Source organism: Acidicapsa ligni, from assembly GCF_025685655.1.
GTDB lineage: Bacteria > Acidobacteriota > Terriglobia > Terriglobales > Acidobacteriaceae > Acidicapsa > Acidicapsa ligni.
Map to the genome: position 1 here is coordinate 119,675 of NZ_JAGSYG010000002.1, position 21,806 is coordinate 141,480.

Here is a 21,806-nt window from a genome sequence, read left to right on the forward strand (position 1 = left end):
CATCTTCGGGTAGTTATCGAGTTATAAGCATAAGGCGCGAACAGATTGAATCCTGTTCGCGCCTTATGCTTTTTCAATTTGCGGAGGAGTTATTGCAGGATGGGAACTCCGGCAATTCGCTGTTGCCACTCGGCTGGGCCAGTGTTGTGAACGCTTGTTCCTTTGGAATCGACGGCGACGGTGACAGGCATATTTTCTACGTCGAATTCGTAGATTGCTTCCATGCCCAGGTCTTCAAAGGCCAGTAATTTTGAGCCGCGAATCGCCTTTGACACCAGGTAGGCTGCGCCGCCTACAGCCATGAGATAGACGGCTCCGAATTCGCGAATAGCTTCAATGGCTGTCGGGCCGCGCTCGGCCTTGCCAACCATGCCCAGCAGACCGGTTTCGGCGAGCATCTGGCGGGTGAACTTGTCCATGCGCGTGGCGGTGGTTGGGCCAGCCGGGCCAACGACTTCTTCGCGGACGGGATCTACCGGGCCTACGTAGTAGATGAAACGGTCCTTGAAGTCGACGGGCAGTTTTTCACCGCGATTGAGGATGTCGGTCATGCGTTTATGCGCGGCGTCGCGTCCTGTGAGCAGCTTGCCGCTGAGGAGGAGTACTTCGCCGGGCTTCCATGACTCAGCTTCGGCGCGAGTCACCGTGTTGAGGTTTACCGGGCGCGCTTTGGAGACATCGTAAGTCAGCCTGGGCCAGTCCTCGAGAGACGGTGGATCGAGATACACGGGACCGGAGCCATCGAGTACGAAGTGTGCGTGGCGGGTTGCCGCGCAGTTGGGAATCATGGCTACAGGCAGATTGGCGGCGTGGCAGGGGGAATCCAGCACTTTCACGTCGAGAACGGTAGTTAGACCGCCCAGACCCTGGGCACCGATGCCGAGACGGTTTACCTTGTCATACAACTCGATGCGCAGTTCTTCGGCACGGTTTTTGGGGCCACGCGCGATGAGCTGTTGTATGTCGATGTCATCCATCAGAGATCGCTTGGCGAGCAGCATTGCCTTCTCCGCAGTGCCGCCGATGCCGATACCCAGCATGCCTGGCGGGCACCAGCCTGCGCCCATTGTGGGGACAGTCTTAAGCACCCATTCAACGACAGAGTCGGACGGATTGAGCATGACGAATTTGCTCTTGGCCTCGGAGCCGCCGCCTTTGGCTGCTACGGTTATATCGACCGTGTTGCCGCGCACCAGTTCAACATTTACGACGCTCGGGGTGTTGTCTCTGGTGTTCTTGCGGGCTCCCGCAGGATCGGCCAGAATGGAGCCGCGCAGCTTGTTATCTGGATCGAGATAGGCCCGCCGGACGCCTTCGTCACACATGGCCTGTAGATCGAGTTCTGAATCGAAGCGTACGTCCATCCCGACCTTGAGGAAGACATTCACGATGCCTGTGTCCTGGCAGATGGGCCGATGACCTTCGGCGCACATGCGGCTGTTGATCAGGATCTGCGCCATCGCATCCTTGGCCGCGTGAGATTGCTCCTTTTCATAGGCAGCGGCGAGGCTGGTGATGTAGTGTACTGGATGGTAGTAGCTGATGTACTGCAATGCGCCTGCAACACTCGCAATAAAATCTTCCTGCCGAATGACCGTCATGAGAAAAGCTCCTCAAATCGCTACCCCACTAGGGTAAAGGATGTGGGCTATCGCTGGCATATTACGAAAATGTCGGTATTGGTTCAGTTTGGATAATTGTCCTTTTATGAAGAGCGGCAGAAGCAGATTCCCTGCGGGAATGATAGACAGAAAGGCAACGGCTAAGAGCATTAGGGCTTGCGAATATCGGTGTGAATGAAGTCATTGCCTTTGTAGAGCAGCGGTTCTCGCTTGTCGCGAGCCAGTGCATAGGCAAAGCAGTCGCCGAAGTTGAGGTTAGCCCGGTGTCCGCTGCCGCGGCCGTAGTCGCGGTAGGCCTGGCGAGCGATTCGGGCCTGTTGAACGGTGAAAGGCTCAATCTCAATATGCGTTGCTTCGAGGATGGCATCGAAACGAGCTCGTAGTAATGGATCTTTATATCCGTCCACGACGATGCTGGCTTCGAGGTAAGTAGCTGCGGAGATTTTGACAGATCGCGATTCCAGTATTGCGGCCTTGAATGCCTGGGCCTCCGGTTCTTCTCTAAGTATTGCGATTAATGCCGAGGAGTCGAGGATCATATCGGGAGTCCCGTTTCCGGATCGTATAACGCGTCTATCAGCTCCGTGGAAGTGGGTCCGTCCTTCATCAAAACGGCGGTTTCACGCGTTACCTCATCCAGCCACTTCGCTAATTCAGCTTTTGGATTGGGCTGCTCCAGTTGCGCTTTTACTGCAAGGGTGATTGCACCAGTCATGCTTTGTCCAGTGCGCTTGCTCAGTTCTCTTACCAATCGAACCGTTTCTTCGTTCTTTATATTCAGGCTCGTCATTGTCTACCTTTCTACCAGTATTATCTATAATTCTACCATCCGTGGTGTTTTCCTTAAGCTTGATGGGGGTTGTGCAGGTGAGAAATCCTGCAATGCCATAATCTAAGAGAATGAGCGATGCCATTTTGGAATCGGGTGCGGGGCTGGCAGGCGGCGACACTCCCGGCGAAATTTACGATGTACTGGTCATTGGGGCGGGGCCGACGGGGCTTGCCTGCGCTATTGACGCGCAGAATGCAGGCTTTCGCGTGGTTCTGGTGGAGAAGGGCTGCATCTGCAATTCGCTCTACCATTACCCTTCGCACATGACTTTTTTCACCACGCCGGAGCTGCTGGAGATCGGCAACATTCCTTTTCCCAGCCCCAATCCCAAGCCCAACCGCAATGAGGCGCTGCAGTATTACCGGCAGGTCGCGGCGTATTACAAGCTGGAAGTGCGGCAGTATCATCGCGTGGAGCAGGTGACGGGTTCAGACGGACAGTTTGTTGTGCATACGCGCGACCGTTTTGAGCGTAGTGGACGAATCGTGGCGCGCAAGTTAGTGATCGCGACCGGTTATTACGATCTGCCGAATTACCTTGGAATTCCGGGGGAGAATCTCTCGAAGGTGATGCATTATTACGACGATCCGCATCCCTATTCCGACCTGGAGATTTTGGTGATTGGCGGTAAAAATTCTGCGGCGATTGCTGCCCTGGAGCTGTGGCGGCATGGGGCGCGTGTGACGCTTGTGCATCGCGGCCCGGATATTCATCGTCACGTGAAATACTGGATCAAGCCTGATATCGAAAATCGCATCAAGAATGGCGAGATTACCGCTTATTTCGATTCGCAGGTAGCGGAGATCTCAATCGATTCTGTACGGCTGGAGACTCCATCGGGGGAGCGTATTCTTAGCAACGATTTTGTCTTTGCGCTGGTGGGCTATCATCCTGATTTTTCTTTTATAGAGAGCCTCGGAGTACGGTCGAAAGGGCCGGATCGGCTGCCGGTTTGCGATCCTGAGTCGCTGGAGAGCAATGTTCCCGGCATCTATCTGGCAGGGGTGATCGTGGCGGGAGCGCGCACCAATGAAATCTTTATCGAGAATGGCCGCTTTCACGGCGGACAAATTACTGCAGATCTTGTGAAAAAGCGAGCCGCTGGGCCCTTTTCTACGTCACAATTGTTAAATATTCCAGTCCTATAAGCCGGGAGAGGGACAGCCATGAGAGCTAGCGTGAGGGTCCGGGGATGGCCTCGTTCCATCAAGTTTCAGCTTCTGGCTGGACTGGTGCTTCTGGAGACGCTTTCTCTCCTGTTATTCGGGGTGCTGCTGATTCATCGCCAGTCGCGTGAGACTTATTTTCGCGCGCAACAGCGGTTAGGGCGTCAGTGCGACACGCTGGTTTTGCAAATCAGAGATGCACTGCAGGCCGGTCGTCCGGAGATGATTGGCGCCTCGCTGCATATGGTGGGTTCTGCGCCCAATGTTGCCATTGCCAAGGTGTCGGATGTCGATAACAAGATCCTCTATGTAAACAAAGGGGTGCCTGCGGGGCATGCGTTGACACCGGCAGAGCGCAGCCAGATTCCGCTGATGGTGCTCAATATATCCCATGTCTTCAAGATCGGCCCGGATGTATGGGAGTCGGCGAAGCCGATTTATTTCCAGGGCAAATTGTTTGGGTTCATCTGGGTGCAAATGGATCCGGCCTGGGATCGCGGCCAGTTGATCTTTTTGCTGCACTCCATCACACTGTTTGGCTTTATCTGGATCGCGACATCGGTTCTTATGGCATGGGGATTGGCCCGGTCGATTACCGGACCGCTTGCTGTGCTTCACCGGGGGACGCGGGCATTGATGGAATCTCCTGAAAGCCACACCAGCTTTCCGCTGCCGGTAACTGTGCATAACGAGATTGGGGACCTGATTGAGGCGTTTAACCGCATGATGGCCTCAATCGAAGAACAGCGCTCCGGGCTGAGCGATACTCTCTCATTGCTTGATTCCATGCTGGCGAATGCGCCTATTGGGTTGGCCTTTTTTGACCGCCGCTGCCGGTTTGTGCGGGTCAATCGGATTTTTGCCGACACTACGGGAATTCCGCTGAGCCGGCATCTTGGGCGGCCACTGTCGGAGGTTTTGCCGGCCGCTGTTGCACTCCAATTGGAAAAGACGATTCTGGGTGTCTTTGAAAATGACGAGCCGGTACGCGATCTGGAGTTGACGGGGACGGCGTTGGGAACCACTCGTCCGTGGACATGGATTACCTCTGCGTATCCGATCCGCACCACGCCCAGCCAGGTTCGCTGGGTTGGGTTGATCGTGATGGACGCGAGCGACCGCAAGCGCGGCGAGGAAGCGCTGCGTAAGACGGAGAAACTGGCTGCGACCGGCAGGCTGGCTGCCTCCATCGCACACGAAATCAACAATCCTCTGGAGGCGATCACGAACCTGTTGTACCTGCTGATCAACTATTCGGGACTGGAAGAGCCAGCCCTGGGTTATGCGGTCATGGCGGATCACGAGGTTCGGCGCATCTCGGAGATCACCCAGCAGACGTTGCGGTTTTACCGGCAGTCCACGCTGCCTGCGTTGGCCAATCTCTCGGAATTGCTCGATTCGGTGCTGAGCCTGCACCAGGGACGGCTGCGCAACCTGGGGATTGAAGTCAAGCGGAAATATGATGCGAAGACCACGCTCTATTGTTTTGCAGGAGAACTGCGGCAGGTGTTTGCCAACCTGGTAGGCAACGCGATTGACGCGATGCCGGAGGGTGGGCGGTTGGAGGTTCGAGCGCGACGCTCCCGAGACTGGAGCAATCCGTCGCGCACCGGAGTTCGCTTCCAGGTGGCGGATACGGGGTCCGGTATGCAGCCAGAGGTGCGCAAGCATATCTTTGAGCCTTTTTTCACGACCAAGGAAGTGACCGGAACAGGACTCGGGTTGTGGGTGAGTTGGGAGATCGTGGTCAAGCACCACGGTTCGATTCGCGTGCGAAGCAGGTCGAATGCAGATGGAGGCAAGTCCGGTACGGCCTTTGAGCTGTTCTTTCCGGATGAGCCAGAGTTGGTCACTGCGCAGGAAGTAGAACAGGCGGAGATATCCGCGCCTGCCTGATGTTCCTGGCCTGATATTCCGGAAGAGATCTGTTTAGTTGGGGAGCTTGATCGTGTCCGGTAGCAGGTCCGGATAGGAGTTCTCGGCGGGGAGGGCTTTCTGCTGATGGCTGAAGCAGCTACCGGAGCTTTGCGACGGCGTTCCATGGGAACGCGTGACATGCAGGCGGTCCATCAGGATGACGCGAACGCGCTGCCCCTCGACTGATTCGGGTAGAGCGCTGCTTACCTTCTTACGATCCACAAAAAGGACGATCGCTGCGTCGCCGGGGTTATCCAGACTTTGCCCGACCCCTACGCCGAAGATTGCCGGGTTGGACTTCAGAAGCGTGGCTGCATTGCGCTGTTTGACAGCCAATACCTGGGCCAGAGACGCGGCATGCGGCTGTGGAGTGGCTGCGGCCGCTTCGTTGGGAATTACGAGTGTTGGAAGACCGCCGATGGTGGCTGGGGGAGTTCCAACATAGCCTGGCTCAACGTAGAAGGCTACGGCGCCTTCTTCCGGATGATCTTTGCTGGCGGCAGGGCCGACGCGCACGATTCCGGTAGAGGGGCCCTGGGACTGCTGGGCCAGCTGTTGAGCGAGCGGCAGGGCCGCCTCGACGCGCTCCAGTTCAATCGAACCCAGTTTGGCATAGCTTGCCGTTACTGAACTTGAGGTATCGTCCGAGAGTTTCTGGCTGCTGTAGCTGAGGCAGGAGACGGGGTGATCCGGGCCTCCGACAAAACTGTAACTGGTCTGGCCGGCCACTCCGGGAACCTGGCTGTTCAGCGCGCCGAGTACATCTGAAACCGGATTCGCGATGGCGTGCTCCACTCCATCCGCATCGGTGCCACCGGCGAAGAACAGGCCTACGGGCTCCGCGTTAGCTGTATCGACCACCAGGGCACCGGAGTCACCGGCATCGCTGAAACTTGTGCCGGAAATGGCGATCTGGTTGGTGAAAGTCTTGGTCATGGAGTGGCTGGTTTCAGCGCAATCGGTGAAGTAGTCCACCACGACGTCGACATTCATTGCAGAGACGCTGGCGCAGGTCAGTCCGGTCGTCCTGCCGCTCTTGGCGACCATCATGCCGAGCGATGCTGCCTGACCCTTACCGCTGGTGGATGAGATTCCCAGGGGAGCTGCGGCGAGGGAGCCGTCCTGCTGCTTGGTTCCCAGCTCCAGAATGCTGCCTTTGAGATCCACCGCGCCGGAGGCGACACGAGCGATGGCCGCGTCCACGTTGGTGGCGGGCGAGGTCAAGGCGGGATAGCCGGTGAGGTTGGCGATGGGGGTGGTGCCGGGGCCGACGCCGTAGGGAGTGCATCCGTTATCGATCAGCCCGGGCTGGATGATGGTTTCGCCGATAAGGGATTGGTCGCTGCGCGCCAGCACGTGATTGTTGCTGAGCACATACTGGTTTCCGCTGGTGTCCTGCAGCAACGCGCCGAGGGTGCCGCCACAGCAGTCGGAGAGTGAGCCCAGGCTTGCGTCGTAATCCGTATTGCTGCCACTGGATGAGCCGAGTTGTACCGGAGCTGCGAGATGGGCCTGGTGTCCGACTGGATTGCTGTTGATTCCGGAGGAGTTGAGAAGCACGCGCGTCCAGCTTCGCGTGGCGGATTTTGTGGGGGAGCTGCCCACATATCCGACAACATACACGAGCACAGGCGTTGCAATCGTTGCGGGCGCTGCATAGGTGACCGTGCAGACGGTGTATGCGGGGTTGGCGCTGCTGACGGAACTGCGGGTGCAGTGAGGTTGGGAGAGTGTGCCTGCGTCGCTGGGTGTTCCTGCGGTGTCGCTGGCGAGGGCAAAATGGATGCTGGCGCTGCCGCCGACTTCGGTCATGGACCCGGAGATCGACACGGTTCCATTCGCTCCCAGTGCCAGATTTTCAGGCGTGAGCGGCTGTAGAAACCCGGGAGTCACGGTGAGGTCTGCGGTGCTCTCGGTCAGGCTGAACTGGCTGGCTTGCTTTGCCGGTACGGCGCTGACGGTAACGTTTGCCTCGTCCTGGGTGAGATAGCTGGGCGGCGTATAAAGGCCATTCGCGCTGATGCTGCCTGCGCCTGCGGTCGGGTCTCCGCCAGTCACGGACCACTCTACTTTGGCCGGTTCGCCGGTGGACAGGGTGGCCGAGTATTGCGTGGTGCGGCTGGTGTCCACCTGGGTCGTCGCGGCGTGGATCGATACCCTGGTCGCACCTGCGATGTCTGTCCCGGAGGCAGATACATGTCCACCGCAGCCCGCAACGGCGAGGATCGCCGGGGCCAGTACGACAGCGGAAGCATGGAGCGGGTTCAGACGCAAAATGAAACTCTGCTTTCAAAACAAAGGTATTGTGCGGCCAGATTCATTTCCATTGCCGACTTACGAAATTACCCTGCGCAGGAAGCCGCGTACACCAAAACGGCCCAGGATTGCCAGGAAGATCGTCAGCGCGAGAAGGATAGCCCACTCAGGCATGTGATGAACACCCGGAGTGACAGCCGCGCGTAGACCCTCACTGATATATACGATTGGATTGAAGAGAACGGCAATCTGTAACCAGCGTATTTTTTCCAGATAGGCCCACGGGTAGTAGACGCATCCCAAAAAGGTAATCGGCACGACGATGATGGAAAAAACCAGCCCAATCTGCTTGGGACTGACGATGGAGCCGATGGCCAGCCCGAGGGAACCGGCCAACAGGCTCGACATGATCAGGACGATGATCAGCAATGGCCAGTTATGGAAGTCGGGATAGACCGGCGTCGCTGGAATCAGGATCGCCATGGGAATGACCGAGAGTGCGGCGACTATGCTTTGCATCGCGCTGAAGCAGACTTTTTCGAGTGCGACGACGGCTACGGGCACGGGGCACATGACGCGGTCGTCAATCTCGCGGGTAACGCCAAATTCGGTCGAGAGCGGCAGGGCGACGGCGGCGATACCGCTGAACATGATTGCCACGGCCATCAGGCCCGGCAGCAGGACGGTTCCAAAACTGGGGCCAGCCGCGGACGCCATCGGATTGCCGCTTGCTATGTGTGGCATAACAAAGGTGAAGACGAAGAGGAAGAGCAGAGGCTGCATGCCGACGCGGAGCAGGAACGGCATCAGCTCCCGGCTCAGCACACGCAGATCGCGGAGGTACAGTCCCCAGAAGGCTTTCAGGAACATGCTTTGTTTGGATGGAGTCTTCTGGGACGGAATCCCCTGGATGGATGAATTACTCACGCAAGTCCCTCCCCGTCAGTTGGATGAAGACTGTTTCCAGACTCGGTTCGGTGATGGAAATGTCTCTCAGGCCGAGTTTTGCGCAGGACTGAATGATCTCCGGAAGCAGGCCATCGACGTTGCCTGCAAAAACGCGCAGGCCGTCGGGCAGGGTTTCGGCGCTCTTTACGCCTTCGCGCAGGCGCAGATCGGAGGCAAGGGCCTCGGCTCCGGCGATATTGCGCAATTTGAGGTCGATGATGGTCTGGGCGCCGTGCGTATCTTTCAAGTGCTGCGGCGATCCCAGGGCCAGCACTTTGCCGCGGTCCACAACAGCAACGCGGTCGGAGAGCTCGTCGGCCTCTTCCATATAGTGCGTGGTCAGGACGACGGTGATGCCTTCTTTGCGCAGTCCCTGCACGGCGGTCCACATGGCAATGCGGCTTTGCGGATCGAGGCCTGCGCTTGGTTCATCCAGAAACAAAACTTTGGGCCGATGAGCAATGGCTCGTGCGATCTGCACACGCTGCGCCAGTCCGCCGGAGAGTTGCGAAGGGTACGCGTCCTTGCGCTCGGTCAGCAGGAACTGGGCCAGTAGTTCACTGGCGCGCGCCTTGGCCTGAGCGTTGGAAAATCCAAAATAACGGCAGTGGTAGTAGATGTTTTCAAAGATGGTCAGGGAGCGGTCGAGCGTGTTGTACTGCGGAACGACGCCGATAAACTGTCGTGCCTGGGATGGCTGCTTCACAACGTCGATCCCGGCAATGCGCACTTTGCCGCTGGTGGGCAGTGTGCGGGTGGTGCAGATGCTGATGGTGGTGGTCTTGCCTGCGCCGTTTGGCCCAAGCAGGCCGAAGATTTCACCCTGGCGTACAGTCAGATCGATCCCGTCCAGGGCGACTACTCGCTGCTTGGCATCGTAGACCTTGGTAAGTTGTTCTATTTCAACAATCAATTCGGGATTTTGATCCGGCATCAGGATGGGCTCATTGTGGGCGGGGAAGTTTGCACCTGTAATCAGATTACAGGAAAGGTGGTTTACTTGCCCCCGGATTCCCGTCTAGATCCGGTCCAGGAGCAAGTCTAGTTTGCTGAGATTACAATCTTGCCAAAATGGGCTCCGGATTCCATTCGACGCAGGGCAAGGGGAAATTCGGTAAAGGGGAAGACTTGATCGATCACCGGCTTGAGTCCTGAAAGCGAGATTGCCTTGTTCATCGCAATGAACTGAGCGCGCGAACCGACATAGACGCCGTGAATGCGGGCCTGTTTGGTGAGGATGGGGCGGACATCGAGAACCTCTGCTGCGCCGGTTAAAACGCCGATCTGTGCGATCACGCCTCCGTGGCAGATGGCGCGGATTGAGCGCGGAAGTGTTCCTGCGCCGCCGACCTCGACGACCAGGTTGACGCCGGCGCCGGCGGTCTGCTCCATCGCCCATTTTTCCCAGTCAGGGCTGGTGCGATAATTCAGTCCGGCATCGAGACCGAGTGTCCTGGCGCGTTCGAGCTTTTCGTCGCTGCTGGAGATGCCCAGCACCTTTGCCCCGGCTAGTTTGGCGAATTGCAGTGCGAAGATGGAGACGCCTCCCGTTCCCTGAATCAGGACGGTATCGCCCGGTTTTACGCTAGTTGCGGTGAAGAGGGCGTTCCAGGCGGTAAGGGCTGCGCAGGGCAGTGTGGCGGCCTCTTCGTAGTTCAGATGGTCGGGGATGCGCACCAGACCTGTCTCGCGCAGGACGATTTCCGTGGCCAGTACGCCGTCGATATCGCCGCCTAAGGCTCCTTTGGAGTGCGCGGCAGAGGGTGCGCCGTCCTCCCAGTTCTGCCAGAAACAGCCTGCTACGCGGTCACCGGTTTTCCATTGCTGTACGTCTGCGCCAACGGCAACTACTTCGCCTACGCCATCGGAACAGGGAATGCGGGGCAGCGCCAGGCGAGGATTGTATTTGCCCTCGACGACCATCAAGTCTCGGAAATTGAGAGAGATAGCGTGAATGCGAACCAGGACTTCGTTGGCATGGAGTGAGGCCGGTGAGATGGAATTACGATTTGCCAGAATCAGCGAATCGATGCCAAAAGCGGGGATTTGCCATTGCTGCAAGATTGGTTCTCCTATATTTAGGGCCAGCAAAGATGGCCCTTACCCTCGGTTGTCGAGCGCATACAACGTACAATGGATACATGGCCCGAGGTTGGGAAAGCAAATCGGTGGAGGAGCAAATGGCAGCAAGCCAGCAGCAATCGTCCGTTTTTTCTGGAAGTGCACAAGATTTGCGGAAGCAACAAGTGGATAAAGCACACGTCGCCCGTCAACTGCAGGCGTTGAATCTGCAGAAGGAAAACATCCTTGGGCAGCGGACTTCGAACCCTGGCCGTCGTGCCGCGTTAGAAGCAGCGTTGGCTCATGTCGAGGCTCAGATCAAGGCGCTCGACTAATTCAATCAATTCAATTTTCGCGATGATTCGCTGCGGCAGCAGGGGCACAGGTCCCTGCTGCCGTACGTGTTTAGCCGCTACATCTTTAACGGGTGTTTCCAGTTGTGCCTGCCTGCTCGCGATGGAAGAGCAGGGAATTAGCCTGCCCAACGGGCGTCATCAGGACGTGGGCGATGTTCACGTGCGCCGGGCGGCTGACTGCCCAGACGATGGCGTCGGCAACGTCGACGGGGGAGAGCGGAGTGATTCCCTGGTAGACCTTGGCTGCACGAGTTTCGTCCCCGCGAAAACGTACCTTGCTGAAATCGGTCTCGACCATACCGGGATCGATGCTGGTAACGCGGACCGGCGTGCCCAGTACATCCTGGCGCAGACCGTCGTTGATGGCCTTTTCTGCAGCCTTGGTGGCGCAGTAGACGGCTCCGTTGGGATAGGTAAGCTCGCCTGCTGTCGAGCCCATGTTCACCACGTGACCGGAACCGCGCTCGACCATGCCGGGAACAACTGCGCGGGTGACGTAGAGCAGGCCCTTTACGTTGGTGTCGATCATCTCGTCCCAGTCCTCGATGTGGCCCTGGTAGAGTTTGTCCAGTCCACGGCTCAGACCGGCGTTGTTTATCAGGACATCAATCGCTGACCACTCGGCAGGCAGCGCTGCAATTGCAGCGGCTACGGCGGGCTGTTTCTGCACATCGAGTTCGAAGGCGTGGACAGCCTGTGCGCCTGCTTCGAGAGCTTTGCTGGCAACGGCGGAGAGTTTGTCCTGGCGGCGTGCGGCAAGCAGCAGCCGCGCTCCCTCGGAGGCAAAGGCATAAGCCGTGGCCTCGCCGATTCCGGAGCTGGCCCCGGTAATGAAGACGATTTTTGCTTTAAGACTCATGCACACAGTGTAGCTAAGAGTTGCCGGAAGCTGGAGCATTCTGCCTCTAAAGCGCGAACATGGAATGCCTCTGCAGTGTGCTTGCTTATTGATCTTTCAACATCTTTGCCGGGGAGGTTTTTGCCGCTGCATTGGCCGGCAGCATGGCGACTGAGATCGCGAGGGCTAAAACTACCAGGGGAACTGTTGCCACAGTGGTCCACGACCAGGGTGTGGACGATAAGGATGTGCCTCCCATCCATTGCCCGGTTGCCAGCTCTACCAGAAGTCTCCACGAGATCAATGACAGCCCCAATGCTGCCACTCCGCATTGGAAGGCCTGCCGCAGCATGGTTCGTCGAATATCCCAGCGCGACGCTCCAAAGCAGAGGCGGACGGCAATTTCTCTGCGCCTGTTGTTGACCGCGTACATCAGAACGGCATACAGCCCGAGATAGGCGATCAGCGCGACCGTTACGGCGCCTGCTACCGGCAGAAAAAGGCGAGCTCTCTGCTCCAGAAAGGACGCTTCCAGGCGCTCATCAATCCGGTATGTGGCGGTTACGCCAAAGGATGGCATGGATGCGTCCGCCTGCTGCCGGATCAACTCGCTCAACGCAACCGGCGACTGGTTGCCCTGCAGCAGGAAGTACAGCGGAAAGGACAGTGCAAATACATTTTCTCGCAATGGCAAAAATAGCGTGGCCTCGGGGGAACTGGTCACTCCGGCAAAGCGCATATCGTCCGTGATGCCGACGACCTCGGCGGTGAAACTGATTGGAGAATTGGGATCCTCGATGCGAATGCTGCGATGCAGCGGGTCTTCGCCTGGCCATAGTTCTCGGGCAAGCTGCCTGTTTACGACAACCTCCGAGACGGAGTGGGTAAACTCATCCGCGGAGAATGGGCGCCCGCGGTAAATGGAGTTGCCCATGGTCTGAAAATAACTCTGCGTTACTCCACAGTAATGAATCGAAGCTGAGGGGATTGAACTTTGGTCGAGGCGTTGCAGGGTGAGCGTCTTCATCGCTTGCCCGAATGGTGCGCAGGAAGCCGCAGCGATCGAATGTATCTCTGGAACTCGATCTCCGGCGCCGCTCAGCACGTTGCGGGTAAATGTCGCAAAGGGAAAATCGTCGCCGCCGCCGGTGGAAAAATTGACGATGGACTGCTTTGTAACCGGACCGATTTCGATTGCTGTCAGGTGAGCCGGTTCAAAGCCAAGCGCCTCTTGCGACAGGCCGCGAACTGCCTGGACCATGGTGCGGCGAGCAGACACATCACGATGCACGACGCCATTTGCACCGCTACCATGGATCGCATGGCGATGCCCGTCCACTTGTCCCCGGTGGAGGTGTATCCCAGTCGTGGTGCACCTCCTTCGCGCAGCAGACGCAGGGCTGGAAGCAATGCAATGGCGGCGGCAAGCAGGCAAACCGCAGCCAGTTCCACGGCTAAGGTATGCGTTACATTCGGCCACGAGATGGAGCCTGCCGGAAGAAGGACGGCTGCCTGTTTGCCGAAAAATATCAGCGACAATATTGTCCCGGCTGCGGCCAGTAGAAAGGATGCCAGTACGGTAAATGCCGGGCCGCACATTCCCTCCGCGATAAGCCGAAGCGTTCGCGCTCCGAGGATGCGCTTGAGCCGTATTTCTTCGGCCTGGCGCGGAGCCTGGGCGAGCAGCAGGCCAGCATAGTTCAAGCCCGCAGCCACGATCAGAGTTACCGCTACGATGAAGGTCAAGTGAGACCAACTGCGCAGCTTGGCGTCCCGCACTGGATCGTTTGTCAGGCCGTCGCTGAGGTGAAGGTGGAAGCGGCGATTTTCAGGCGCGTGGGCAAACCGCTCCAATGCAATACGATTTCCCTGCACTGTCGGCGTGGACGATGCTGTCAGGACAAAAAAGATCGGCTCCATCTTCCATGAGATGCGTTCAGCGGATGCGGATTGCGACCTGGTATTCGAGGCTGCGGCCCTGCTTCCGTTTCCCAGTGCGATCATCTTTTCTGGAGCTACCCAGGCATCTGTTTCCGCCCAAAGTCCGGTGAAGCTGCGCGGTGCAACGCCGATGACACGATATTGGCCGCCATTCAGAGTTGCATCCTGGCCGAGCGCGCTGTGGACGGAGCCGAAGAGCTGCTTCGCAAGAGATTCGGCCAGCACTACTTCAGGCTCGCCAGAGCCGTTGTCCCAGCCCGGAGCAAAGCTTCCGGCAAACACTCCTCCGCGCGTAAAACCTGGGAAAAAACTGGAAGAAACGCCGGAAACCGAGATTTCCCGGCCTTGCCCATGCGCCAGTAACCTGGCTCGCACAGGGCCGCCGTAAGCAGCTATTGCCACCCCTGGAACTGAGATGTGGCTGGAGAGATATTCATAGGCTGGCCAGGGGAGCGAGCGGGATGCGCCTCCGACTGTCTCTTCGGCGAGAGTTTCAAAGGAGAGCGGAAGCAGACCGTTAGAACCGGTGCGCGACATGGCGGCCATCACGGTAAAGGCCAGGGTTGATCCGGCAAATCCCAGGGCCAGAATCAGGCCGGCAAGCATCGTCAGAATTGGACTGCGCCGAAAAGAACGGCGAACTTCACGCACGATCAATGGTTGAATCTCCCTGTCAGCCCTTCATATCGAGAGCTATTTGCAATACGTCGACACTTGCTGCTCCGACTCGTTGGCGAAGCGCTCGAACTGCACTGTCCTGCGGCAGGCACATGGGGTGAGACGGAAACTGCGTAAGGGCAAAAACCAGGTAATGATGATCGGACTTGATGGTGTCTTTGGCTTTGGCAAAGTCAGGCACGGCAGCAAAAACCTCGTTCCGTTGCAGTAGCCCATTGGTTAAAGTGCGACCCACAGCTGATTCCGGCAAATGATTCAGAAAACTTCCGTTTGCTATCGGGTCGCTGCCGTAATAAATCAAAACTCCAGCTGGGTTGTAGACCATAATGCAGGGCAAGCGGAAAGTGACGTTCTTTACCGCATCGTCACTCTTCTTTTTCTCAAAGAGAGGAAGCACATTCTTGCTGAAGTCAGCAAACTTCAGCACGGTAGTTATGTAGATGGAGTCTTCTGCAGCGAAGCTCGTAGGGGTACACAAAGCGATCAGAAGCGCCGCGAAAATTGGCAGCAGGGCTGGTTTCCAGTTCACGAATTCTCCGTTGCCGGTTCGGCAGTTGTAGAGCTAATTTTTCATGTCGAGAGCTGCCTGGAGAACGTCAATCTTCAAGGCTGAGCCTTTTTGAGCGAGCTCTTTAACGGCATTGTCCTGGAGAGCATTCCACGGGCTAAAAGGGTATTGCGTGATGGACAACACAAGAACGTGATGGTCCGATTCGATGGCGTTTTTGGCCGTGGAAAAGTAAGGGACCGCATCAAAAATTTCGCTGCGTTGCAAGAGCCCCTCGGCTTTTCCCTGACCCACGATGGATTGTGGTAATCCGCGCAAAAATGCGCTGTTTTTCTTAGGGTCGAAGCCGGAGTACACCATCACTCCAGCCGCGTTATAAACGATAAGGATTGGCAAGCGGATCGCGATTTCCGTGGGGTCATTCTCTTTGTGCCTCATCTTGAAGACGTGCCCGATGTTGTTATCGAAGGCGACATTCTTTAGGACGGTACTGAGATAGATGGCGTTCTCTGCCGCTATTGTTTGAGGGATGAAGAGTAGGGCTATGACTCCAGCCAGAAACTATGTCAGGCAGACCTTCATCGTTAGGCAGTCCTTCACGGATAATTGATTCTCTTTGGATGATTTTTAGACGAAGTCAGACTAGCAGGAGTTATCTGTTGTGTCGATAGGAAATTGTTATGGAGTTAGTAAGTGGAATTTGGAGGTTGCTTCAGGGGAAGCTATATATTTCAAGCCGTAAGGTATTAAAAGCGGGCCTTTCGCTATACGCGGGATGGCTGAAGTTATATAGATAGTTTAAGACTCAGGATGTCGGGAAAAGTTAGCTCATAATATGGATATTTAATTCTTTATAAATACCGGATGCAATGCTGAGGTTGCATCCGGCATTACTTCTGAGGGCCTTACTCTGGCATGGTCAGAGTTATGACGGTGTAACCAGTGTGTGGGCTATGGCGAATAGGGCCAGTTCCAGACGGGTTGAGACGCCTGTTTTGTCGAAGATGTTGGAGAGGTGTCTTTTTACTGTTTCCTCGCTCAGGGTGAACTGTTTTGCGATGTCGCGATTGCTACAGCCTTCAACGATGCAGCCCACGACTTCCAGTTCGCGTGGAGTCAGGCCGTAGGTTTTGCGTTGCGGCACTGCGGCTTGTTGCATTAGGGTGTGCAGGGCGCTTACGAGATTTACGACACGCTTGCCGCCGATCCAGTAGTCACCGGCGATGACGGTGCGGATGGAGGTTTGCAGATGATCTGCCAGTGCATCTTTGAGGACGATGCCGCGAGCGCCAATCTGCAGTGCTTCAATAATTTGTTGTGTCGTGATGGTCGAGGTCAGAAGGATGATCTTGACCGTCGGCGTGCCGTTCATGATGGCACGCATGGCTTCAAGACCAGGCAAGCGGGGCATCTGCACATCGAGCAGAAGGATGTCGGGCTCCAGTTCCAGGGTCTGCGTGATGGCTTCATCGCCGTCCGACGCTTCGCCGACAACTTCAAAGCCGGGATGAGCCGAGAGCATGTTGCGTACGCCAATGCGCACAACCGGATGGTCATCCGCCAGAACAATCCGAATCAATCTGTCCGTTGCCGACATTCTTCCCCCTTGTGTTCGTGCTTCAATCTTCGATGGTACTCTGGCATTCGGCAGCGATTGCTCACTGGATACCTTTAGCCAAGTTACTACAGTAATGTTTCTTTCAGCATACTCTGTAATGACTTAAGTGCATTATGCAACTGCAAAACTTCTTTTGGCCACGTCTCACGCAGGTTACTGGATTCCAACCTGGCGGCGGATTGCATCGCGCTTGAAAGGCCCACCATCGCGCATCCACCCTTGATGGAGTGAGCGATGCGAGCTACTTCGGGGGTGTCGTTCGCATTCATGGCTTGTTGCAGTGCATTCAGCCGGGTGGTCAGGTCGTTTGCAACGGCGGTATAAATCTCAGTTACTGCCGCGGCGGGCATCATTGCTTTGAGTTTGTCCAAAATAACTACATCAATAACTACATCGATCGGCTCCGGCTCAGCTTCAGAGCCAGCCGCAACGGTGGAGAGATTATTCTCGTTTCGATTCCCGCTTTGGAGCAGAGTTACAAGATGGGCTGCTTCGATGGGCTTGAGCAAAAAACCATCCGTCGCTTCTCGAATGGAGGCGTTAATCTCGCTGCCGCTGATGGCGATCAGGCGGGCTGGCGAGGCACTTCGCAATGCGTGAACCAGCTCGATGCCGCTGAGGCCGGGCATCTGGGTGTCCATCAGGATCACTTCCGGCTGCGATGTTGAAAGTATGGCCACTGCTTGTTGACCATGCTCGGCTGACGATACGGGGAAGCCTTCCATCTCCAGCAGCATCGATAGAACTTCGCGGCTGATGGGGTCATCGTCGATCAGCAGAATGTGCGGAAGAGATGGAGTGCTAGTTGGGCCAGGCATGTTTCCAGTGTGCCATTGCGAGGGAGGTGTTTGTCATTCTAATTTCCGACGACCAGTGTCTGAAAGCTGCCCTTCATGGGAACGACTCTCAGGGATCCGATGCCTCCGGAGTGGGTGGTATCAAAGCCCTCGATATCGGTCACGAGATACACTTCGCCATTTTCGGAGTTTACGGCCAGTGTATTGGCCCGGCTGCGGGTGGGCAAATCCTGAACGACATCGTAGCTATCGGAGATGTGTTGCTGGATGACGGTGAGGCTTCCCAATCCTGCTCCGTTTGCGCTGTAGATCAAGCCGCGCGTGGGGTCGAACCCGATGCCGCCGACTCCCGGACCGATCGGCAGGGAAGTGATCAGTGTGCCGCGGGATGCATCGAGAACCAGCATCTTCAGGTTGCTGCAACCGACGAACAGGCGCTGTTGATCCTTGTCGATTGCCATTCCCTGGGGATCGTTGCAGTCCGATCCGAGATGGAGCCGATGGATCTGGCTTGATGCCTGGGATGAGGTCGATGACCCGCTCCAATCCAGAACGGGAAGAGGAGTGGAGGGATGTTTCGCTTTTTCTGTCTCCGTCGCGCGAGCGAGTTCACGGAGCTTTGCGACGACTGTTTGCGTGTCGAAACTGTCGATTTCGTTCTGGTCTACGATGTTCACGAAGATCTGGCCGTTGCGGTCCGTTTGCGCAAAGCTTAGCCTGCCCGCGAGCAGCAGGTCACCGATACGGGTGTTGGTTGTGCTGTCGATCACGGTAACGACCGATCTTGTCGGACCGGTGGTTTGTGCCGGGTCGCTCGCGATTGAGGCGCAAATTGCAAAGACCGTTGCAGTCACCGGATCGAAGACGATTGCCTGCGGACTGGGACCACTGCGGATATTGGCCACAACATCTTTCATGCGCCGGTCGAAGACCTTTACCTGGCTGGATTGTCCATCGGTCACGTAGCCATACTGACCGCTGTCTTCGAGCGCTACGCTGTGCGCCTCGCCGATGTCGGGGACGACTCCCATCAACTTGCCGGCGTTCAGGTCGACGATCTGCACGACCGATCCGTGGGCGATATAAAGTTGGAGTGCTTTGGAGTCAATCGCAAGATTGCCCCATACACCCTCCCCACCGATTCTCCAGGTCGTTTTGATGAAGAATGGGTGGGCAGGCAGGTCGGTTGCTTTGGGCGGCTCTTGAGCGGCAAGGGTGGCACAGCATGCCAGACAGAATGCCAGAATTCTTTTCATTGCTCTCCGGTCCTGGATTCTACGATCCTATCTTTGTTGGACGTGGATCGAGCAATCGAAGCCGCTTTTATTCGTCACTGACGGAGACTTCATGCAGCCAGCCGGGATGTTTGAGTAGTTCGCGTGGACGCGAACCGTCGGGAGCACCGACCAGGCCATCGCGCTCCATGAGGTCGATGAGGTGCGCGGCGCGGCCGTAGCCGATTCGTAGACGGCGCTGCAGCAGGGAAGTGGAGGCTTTGCCGAACTCGAAGACCAGGCGTACTGCGTCGTCGAAAAGTTCGTCGTTGTCGTCCTCTGCGGCGCCGGTGCCTTCGCCATGCGCACGTTCTTCACGCGGCGCCTCAAGGAAGCCCTCGACATATTCGGCCTCGCCTTGCGCCTTCCAGAAATCGACGACGGCCGCGGTTTCCTTTTCGCTCACATAAGGGGCGTGTAGGCGCATCAACCTTGAGGTTCCCGGCGGACGGAAGAGCATGTCGCCGCGCCCGAGCAGCGACTCCGCGCCGTTGTCGTCGATGATGGTGCGCGAGTCGACTTTAGAGGCCAGGCGGAAGCTGATGCGTGTCGGTACGTTGGCCTTGATGAGGCCGGTGATTACATCCACCGAAGGACGCTGCGTCGCCAAGATCAGATGAATGCCGACGGCACGAGCCATCTGCGCGAGGCGGGTGATCGATTCTTCAACATTGGCGCGGTCGAGCATCATCAAATCGGCCAGCTCGTCGATGATGATGACGATGTAGGGCAGAGATGTTTCTTCTTCGCCTGCATCGGTGAACAGGCTGGCCATGCCTTGTTCCGATAGCTTGGCGTTGTACTGATCGATATTGCGAACACTGCGGCTGGCGAGCAGTTTGAGGCGGCGCTCCATTTCGCGGACGGCGTTGCGGAGTGCATTCGCTGCGAGCTTGGCCTCGGTGATGATGGGCGTGAAGAGATGCGGAATGCCTTCATACATTCCCAACTCGACGCGCTTGGGATCGACAAGGATCAGGCGCACCTGCGCGGGCGTTGTGCGGAAGAGCAGCGACATGATCATCGCGTTGATGGCGACGGATTTACCGGAGCCGGTTGAACCGGCGATCAGTACATGCGGCATTCCGGCGAGGTCGGCGGTGACGATGCGGCCATTGATGTCCTTGCCCATGGCCAGTGTGAGGCGAGATTTTGCCTTGGCGAAGGTCTCCGACTCGATCACGTCGCGGAGATGAATCGTTTCGCGGTCGTGATTCGGCACCTGGATGCCGATGGTGCTTTTGCCTGCCATGCGCTCGATCAGGATGCTTTCGGCGCGCATGGCGAGGCAGAGATCGTCGCCGAGGCCAGCGACGCGGCTGTACTTCACGCTGGCATCGGGTTTGAACTCGTAGGTGGTGACCATGGGGCCGGGATTGATCTGCACGACCTGGCCGTTGACTTTGAACTCGCCGCACTTCTCGACCAGTTTGCGGGCTTCTTCGCGCAGCATATCTTCGCGAATTGCGAGTGGCTCTTCGCCTTGATGGAGCAGGGTGCTGGGCGGTAGTTTGAAGCCGCTCACGTTCTTGGGAGCCACGGTGACGGTGCGCAGATCGGCGTCGGCACGTTCGTGGATGGTGAGGTTTTCTGCTGGAGCTTCAGCCCGAGGTGTGGGGTGTTCTCGCATCGGCAAACGGGTTGGTGCTGGCTCGGGGATTGTCCGTTCTGTTACGAAGCGCTCAGAAATTGCGCGTTCCGGCATCGCATGTTCTGGTATCGCGCGGTCGGGCATTACGCGATCAGGCAGGGGCCGTTCCGAGATTGGCAGAATGGGTGCGAGTTCCGCTGCTTCTTCAAAGGCTTCCGAGGCGGCGTCTTTGGCGCGGTTGCGCGAAGGCATGCGGGTTACTCCGCCTGCTGGATTCGCTGTGCGGCTGGTGATCGGGACTTGCTCGGGACGATGTTCGGGCCTGTGATCAGGCCGGTACTCGGGCTGGTATTCCGTAACTGCCAGAGGAGGATATTCGGATTGAGCCGCAGGTGCTTCTTCTGCTTCGCGTCGATCCCAGATGCTGGGCCGACGTACGCTTGCGGGAAGATCTTCGTCGTCCTGCGCTGCGGAAAATCCTACGCGACGCACTGCCGGAACTTCGTCGAGAAGCTCTTCTTCGGAGCGCTGACGGCGGCGGAATAATCCTGAGAACCAGCCGGTTTTTGTGCGGGCGGATGAGCCTGCTTCGGACATCTCTTCCATGCGTTCCGAGAGGTCGATCGGTCCTCGTTCGGCTTCGCGAACAGCGGCTTCTTCGGCTCGGCGATCGGCACGGTCAGCCTGCCAGTTTTGCCAGCGATCATGGAGTGCGGAGAGCTGGATCGAGCGCTCCTGACTCCATCCCCAGGCGGCCTGGAAGCTGAAGTTCGATCCAAAATACAATCCTGCGCAGGAGAAGACGGCTGCGACAATCCACGCGCCCTGCGTATTCAAATAACGAATGAGGAGATCGGCAATCAGCCTGCCGGTGACGCCCTCGATTGGCAGGATATGCAGCCAATGCCAGTGCCAGGGCAGAAGGCCCAGAATGGCGGGGAAAAACGCCAGCGTGAGGATTACGCCAGTCCAGCGCAGCCATGCAGCACCGTTGTAGCGCGAACGAATCCAGGTCAGGCCGAGCCCGCCAAGCCATAAGGGAAGGCCAAAGGCCGTGAGGCCGAGCACCTGCAACAGCAGATCGCTGAGATAGGCTCCTGTGGGCCCAATCCAATTGCGAACGGCGTGCGGGCCGGTTATGCCGGAGGCGGAATTCAAGGATGGATCGGAGGCATGATACGAAACGAGAGAGAGCGTGAGGAGCGCGGCGAGCAGCACCAGCACTGCGCCCAGGAGCAGGTTCAGTGGGCGACTGCGGGTCGGCGTCGGGACTAGTCGGATGGGTTTCATGGCAGGGACGCACCCGTGGGCAGAACTCAAGCCGATACATCCAGCGAGCCAGCCAACGGTCGAAAATCCCAGAGCAGTTTCTATTATCGCTGGGAAGAAGCAGTTTTCGGTCC

General features: G+C 57.3%; 19 protein-coding genes. 3 read left to right on the forward strand and 16 right to left on the reverse strand.

The window, feature by feature from the left end; genetic code table 11:
* Positions 1 to 89: 89 nt before the first annotated feature.
* From OHL19_RS06920 to OHL19_RS06930, 3 genes are all read right to left on the reverse strand, one after another.
* Positions 90 to 1,601, reverse strand: a complete 1,512-nt coding sequence (locus OHL19_RS06920; RefSeq protein WP_263356912.1) for a fumarate hydratase — start codon at positions 1,599 to 1,601, stop codon at positions 90 to 92.
* 170 nt (positions 1,602 to 1,771) lie between these two features.
* Positions 1,772 to 2,161, reverse strand: a complete 390-nt coding sequence (locus tag OHL19_RS06925; RefSeq protein WP_263356913.1) for a type II toxin-antitoxin system VapC family toxin — start codon at positions 2,159 to 2,161, stop codon at positions 1,772 to 1,774.
* Positions 2,158 to 2,412: a type II toxin-antitoxin system VapB family antitoxin gene (locus OHL19_RS06930; protein WP_263356914.1), complete on the reverse strand. Its 255-nt coding sequence runs from the start codon at positions 2,410 to 2,412 to the stop codon at positions 2,158 to 2,160. Before OHL19_RS06930 ends, OHL19_RS06925 begins: the two co-directional genes overlap by 4 nt.
* A gap of 110 nt (positions 2,413 to 2,522) precedes the next feature.
* On the opposite strand from OHL19_RS06930, the gene OHL19_RS06935 reads away from it, so the two are divergent.
* Both OHL19_RS06935 and OHL19_RS06940 read left to right on the forward strand, forming a co-directional pair.
* A complete protein-coding gene (locus OHL19_RS06935; RefSeq protein WP_263356915.1) occupies positions 2,523 to 3,602 on the forward strand; it encodes a YpdA family putative bacillithiol disulfide reductase in 1,080 nt (359 codons plus the stop codon).
* Between the two features lie 18 nt (positions 3,603 to 3,620).
* On the forward strand, positions 3,621 to 5,516 hold the full coding sequence (locus tag OHL19_RS06940) for a sensor histidine kinase (RefSeq protein ID WP_263356916.1): 1,896 nt from the start codon (positions 3,621 to 3,623) through the stop codon (positions 5,514 to 5,516).
* A 33-nt stretch (positions 5,517 to 5,549) separates the two neighbouring features.
* Here the strand turns inward: OHL19_RS06940 and OHL19_RS06945 are convergent, their stop codons facing one another.
* The 4 genes from OHL19_RS06945 to OHL19_RS06960 all read right to left on the reverse strand — a co-directional run bounded on the left by OHL19_RS06945 (position 5,550) and on the right by OHL19_RS06960 (position 10,802).
* A complete protein-coding gene (locus OHL19_RS06945) occupies positions 5,550 to 7,811 on the reverse strand; it encodes a S1 family peptidase (RefSeq protein ID WP_263356917.1) in 2,262 nt (753 codons plus the stop codon).
* A 60-nt stretch (positions 7,812 to 7,871) separates the two neighbouring features.
* On the reverse strand, positions 7,872 to 8,720 hold the full coding sequence (locus OHL19_RS06950) for an ABC transporter permease (protein WP_317890547.1): 849 nt from the start codon (positions 8,718 to 8,720) through the stop codon (positions 7,872 to 7,874).
* The gene (locus OHL19_RS06955; RefSeq protein WP_263356918.1) at positions 8,713 to 9,675 is read right to left on the reverse strand and encodes an ABC transporter ATP-binding protein; all 963 of its coding nucleotides are present in this window, start codon (positions 9,673 to 9,675) and stop codon (positions 8,713 to 8,715) included. Before OHL19_RS06955 ends, OHL19_RS06950 begins: the two co-directional genes overlap by 8 nt.
* Positions 9,676 to 9,782: 107 nt before the next feature.
* Positions 9,783 to 10,802: a zinc-dependent alcohol dehydrogenase family protein gene (locus tag OHL19_RS06960; protein WP_263356919.1), complete on the reverse strand. Its 1,020-nt coding sequence runs from the start codon at positions 10,800 to 10,802 to the stop codon at positions 9,783 to 9,785.
* Between the two features lie 185 nt (positions 10,803 to 10,987).
* On the opposite strand from OHL19_RS06960, the gene OHL19_RS06965 reads away from it, so the two are divergent.
* Positions 10,988 to 11,137: a hypothetical protein gene (locus OHL19_RS06965; RefSeq protein ID WP_263356920.1), complete on the forward strand. Its 150-nt coding sequence runs from the start codon at positions 10,988 to 10,990 to the stop codon at positions 11,135 to 11,137.
* 85 nt (positions 11,138 to 11,222) lie between these two features.
* On the opposite strand, the gene OHL19_RS06970 is transcribed toward OHL19_RS06965, so the two are convergent.
* The 9 genes from OHL19_RS06970 to OHL19_RS07010 all read right to left on the reverse strand — a co-directional run bounded on the left by OHL19_RS06970 (position 11,223) and on the right by OHL19_RS07010 (position 21,693).
* A complete protein-coding gene (locus tag OHL19_RS06970) occupies positions 11,223 to 12,017 on the reverse strand; it encodes an SDR family NAD(P)-dependent oxidoreductase (RefSeq protein ID WP_263356921.1) in 795 nt (264 codons plus the stop codon).
* 85 nt (positions 12,018 to 12,102) lie between these two features.
* Positions 12,103 to 13,275, reverse strand: coding sequence for an FtsX-like permease family protein (locus tag OHL19_RS06975; protein WP_263356922.1), 1,173 nt, complete (start codon positions 13,273 to 13,275; stop codon positions 12,103 to 12,105).
* Entirely contained in the window at positions 13,197 to 14,588 is a 1,392-nt protein-coding gene (locus OHL19_RS06980) for an ABC transporter permease (RefSeq protein ID WP_263356923.1), read from the reverse strand. The genes OHL19_RS06975 and OHL19_RS06980 overlap by 79 nt, the downstream gene beginning before the upstream one ends.
* Positions 14,589 to 14,610: 22 nt before the next feature.
* The gene (locus OHL19_RS06985; RefSeq protein WP_263356924.1) at positions 14,611 to 15,144 is read right to left on the reverse strand and encodes a hypothetical protein; all 534 of its coding nucleotides are present in this window, start codon (positions 15,142 to 15,144) and stop codon (positions 14,611 to 14,613) included.
* Positions 15,145 to 15,177: 33 nt separating this feature from the next.
* Complete coding sequence (locus OHL19_RS06990) at positions 15,178 to 15,519, reverse strand: hypothetical protein (RefSeq protein ID WP_263356925.1); 342 nt, start codon at positions 15,517 to 15,519, stop codon at positions 15,178 to 15,180.
* A gap of 529 nt (positions 15,520 to 16,048) precedes the next feature.
* Complete coding sequence (locus OHL19_RS06995) at positions 16,049 to 16,720, reverse strand: response regulator transcription factor (RefSeq protein ID WP_263356926.1); 672 nt, start codon at positions 16,718 to 16,720, stop codon at positions 16,049 to 16,051.
* Positions 16,721 to 16,806: 86 nt separating this feature from the next.
* Complete coding sequence (locus OHL19_RS07000) at positions 16,807 to 17,559, reverse strand: response regulator (protein WP_263356927.1); 753 nt, start codon at positions 17,557 to 17,559, stop codon at positions 16,807 to 16,809.
* A 38-nt stretch (positions 17,560 to 17,597) separates the two neighbouring features.
* Positions 17,598 to 18,794, reverse strand: a complete 1,197-nt coding sequence (locus OHL19_RS07005) for a YncE family protein (RefSeq protein WP_263356928.1) — start codon at positions 18,792 to 18,794, stop codon at positions 17,598 to 17,600.
* A 67-nt stretch (positions 18,795 to 18,861) separates the two neighbouring features.
* Positions 18,862 to 21,693: a DNA translocase FtsK gene (locus OHL19_RS07010; protein ID WP_263356929.1), complete on the reverse strand. Its 2,832-nt coding sequence runs from the start codon at positions 21,691 to 21,693 to the stop codon at positions 18,862 to 18,864.
* Positions 21,694 to 21,806: the final 113 nt, after the last annotated feature.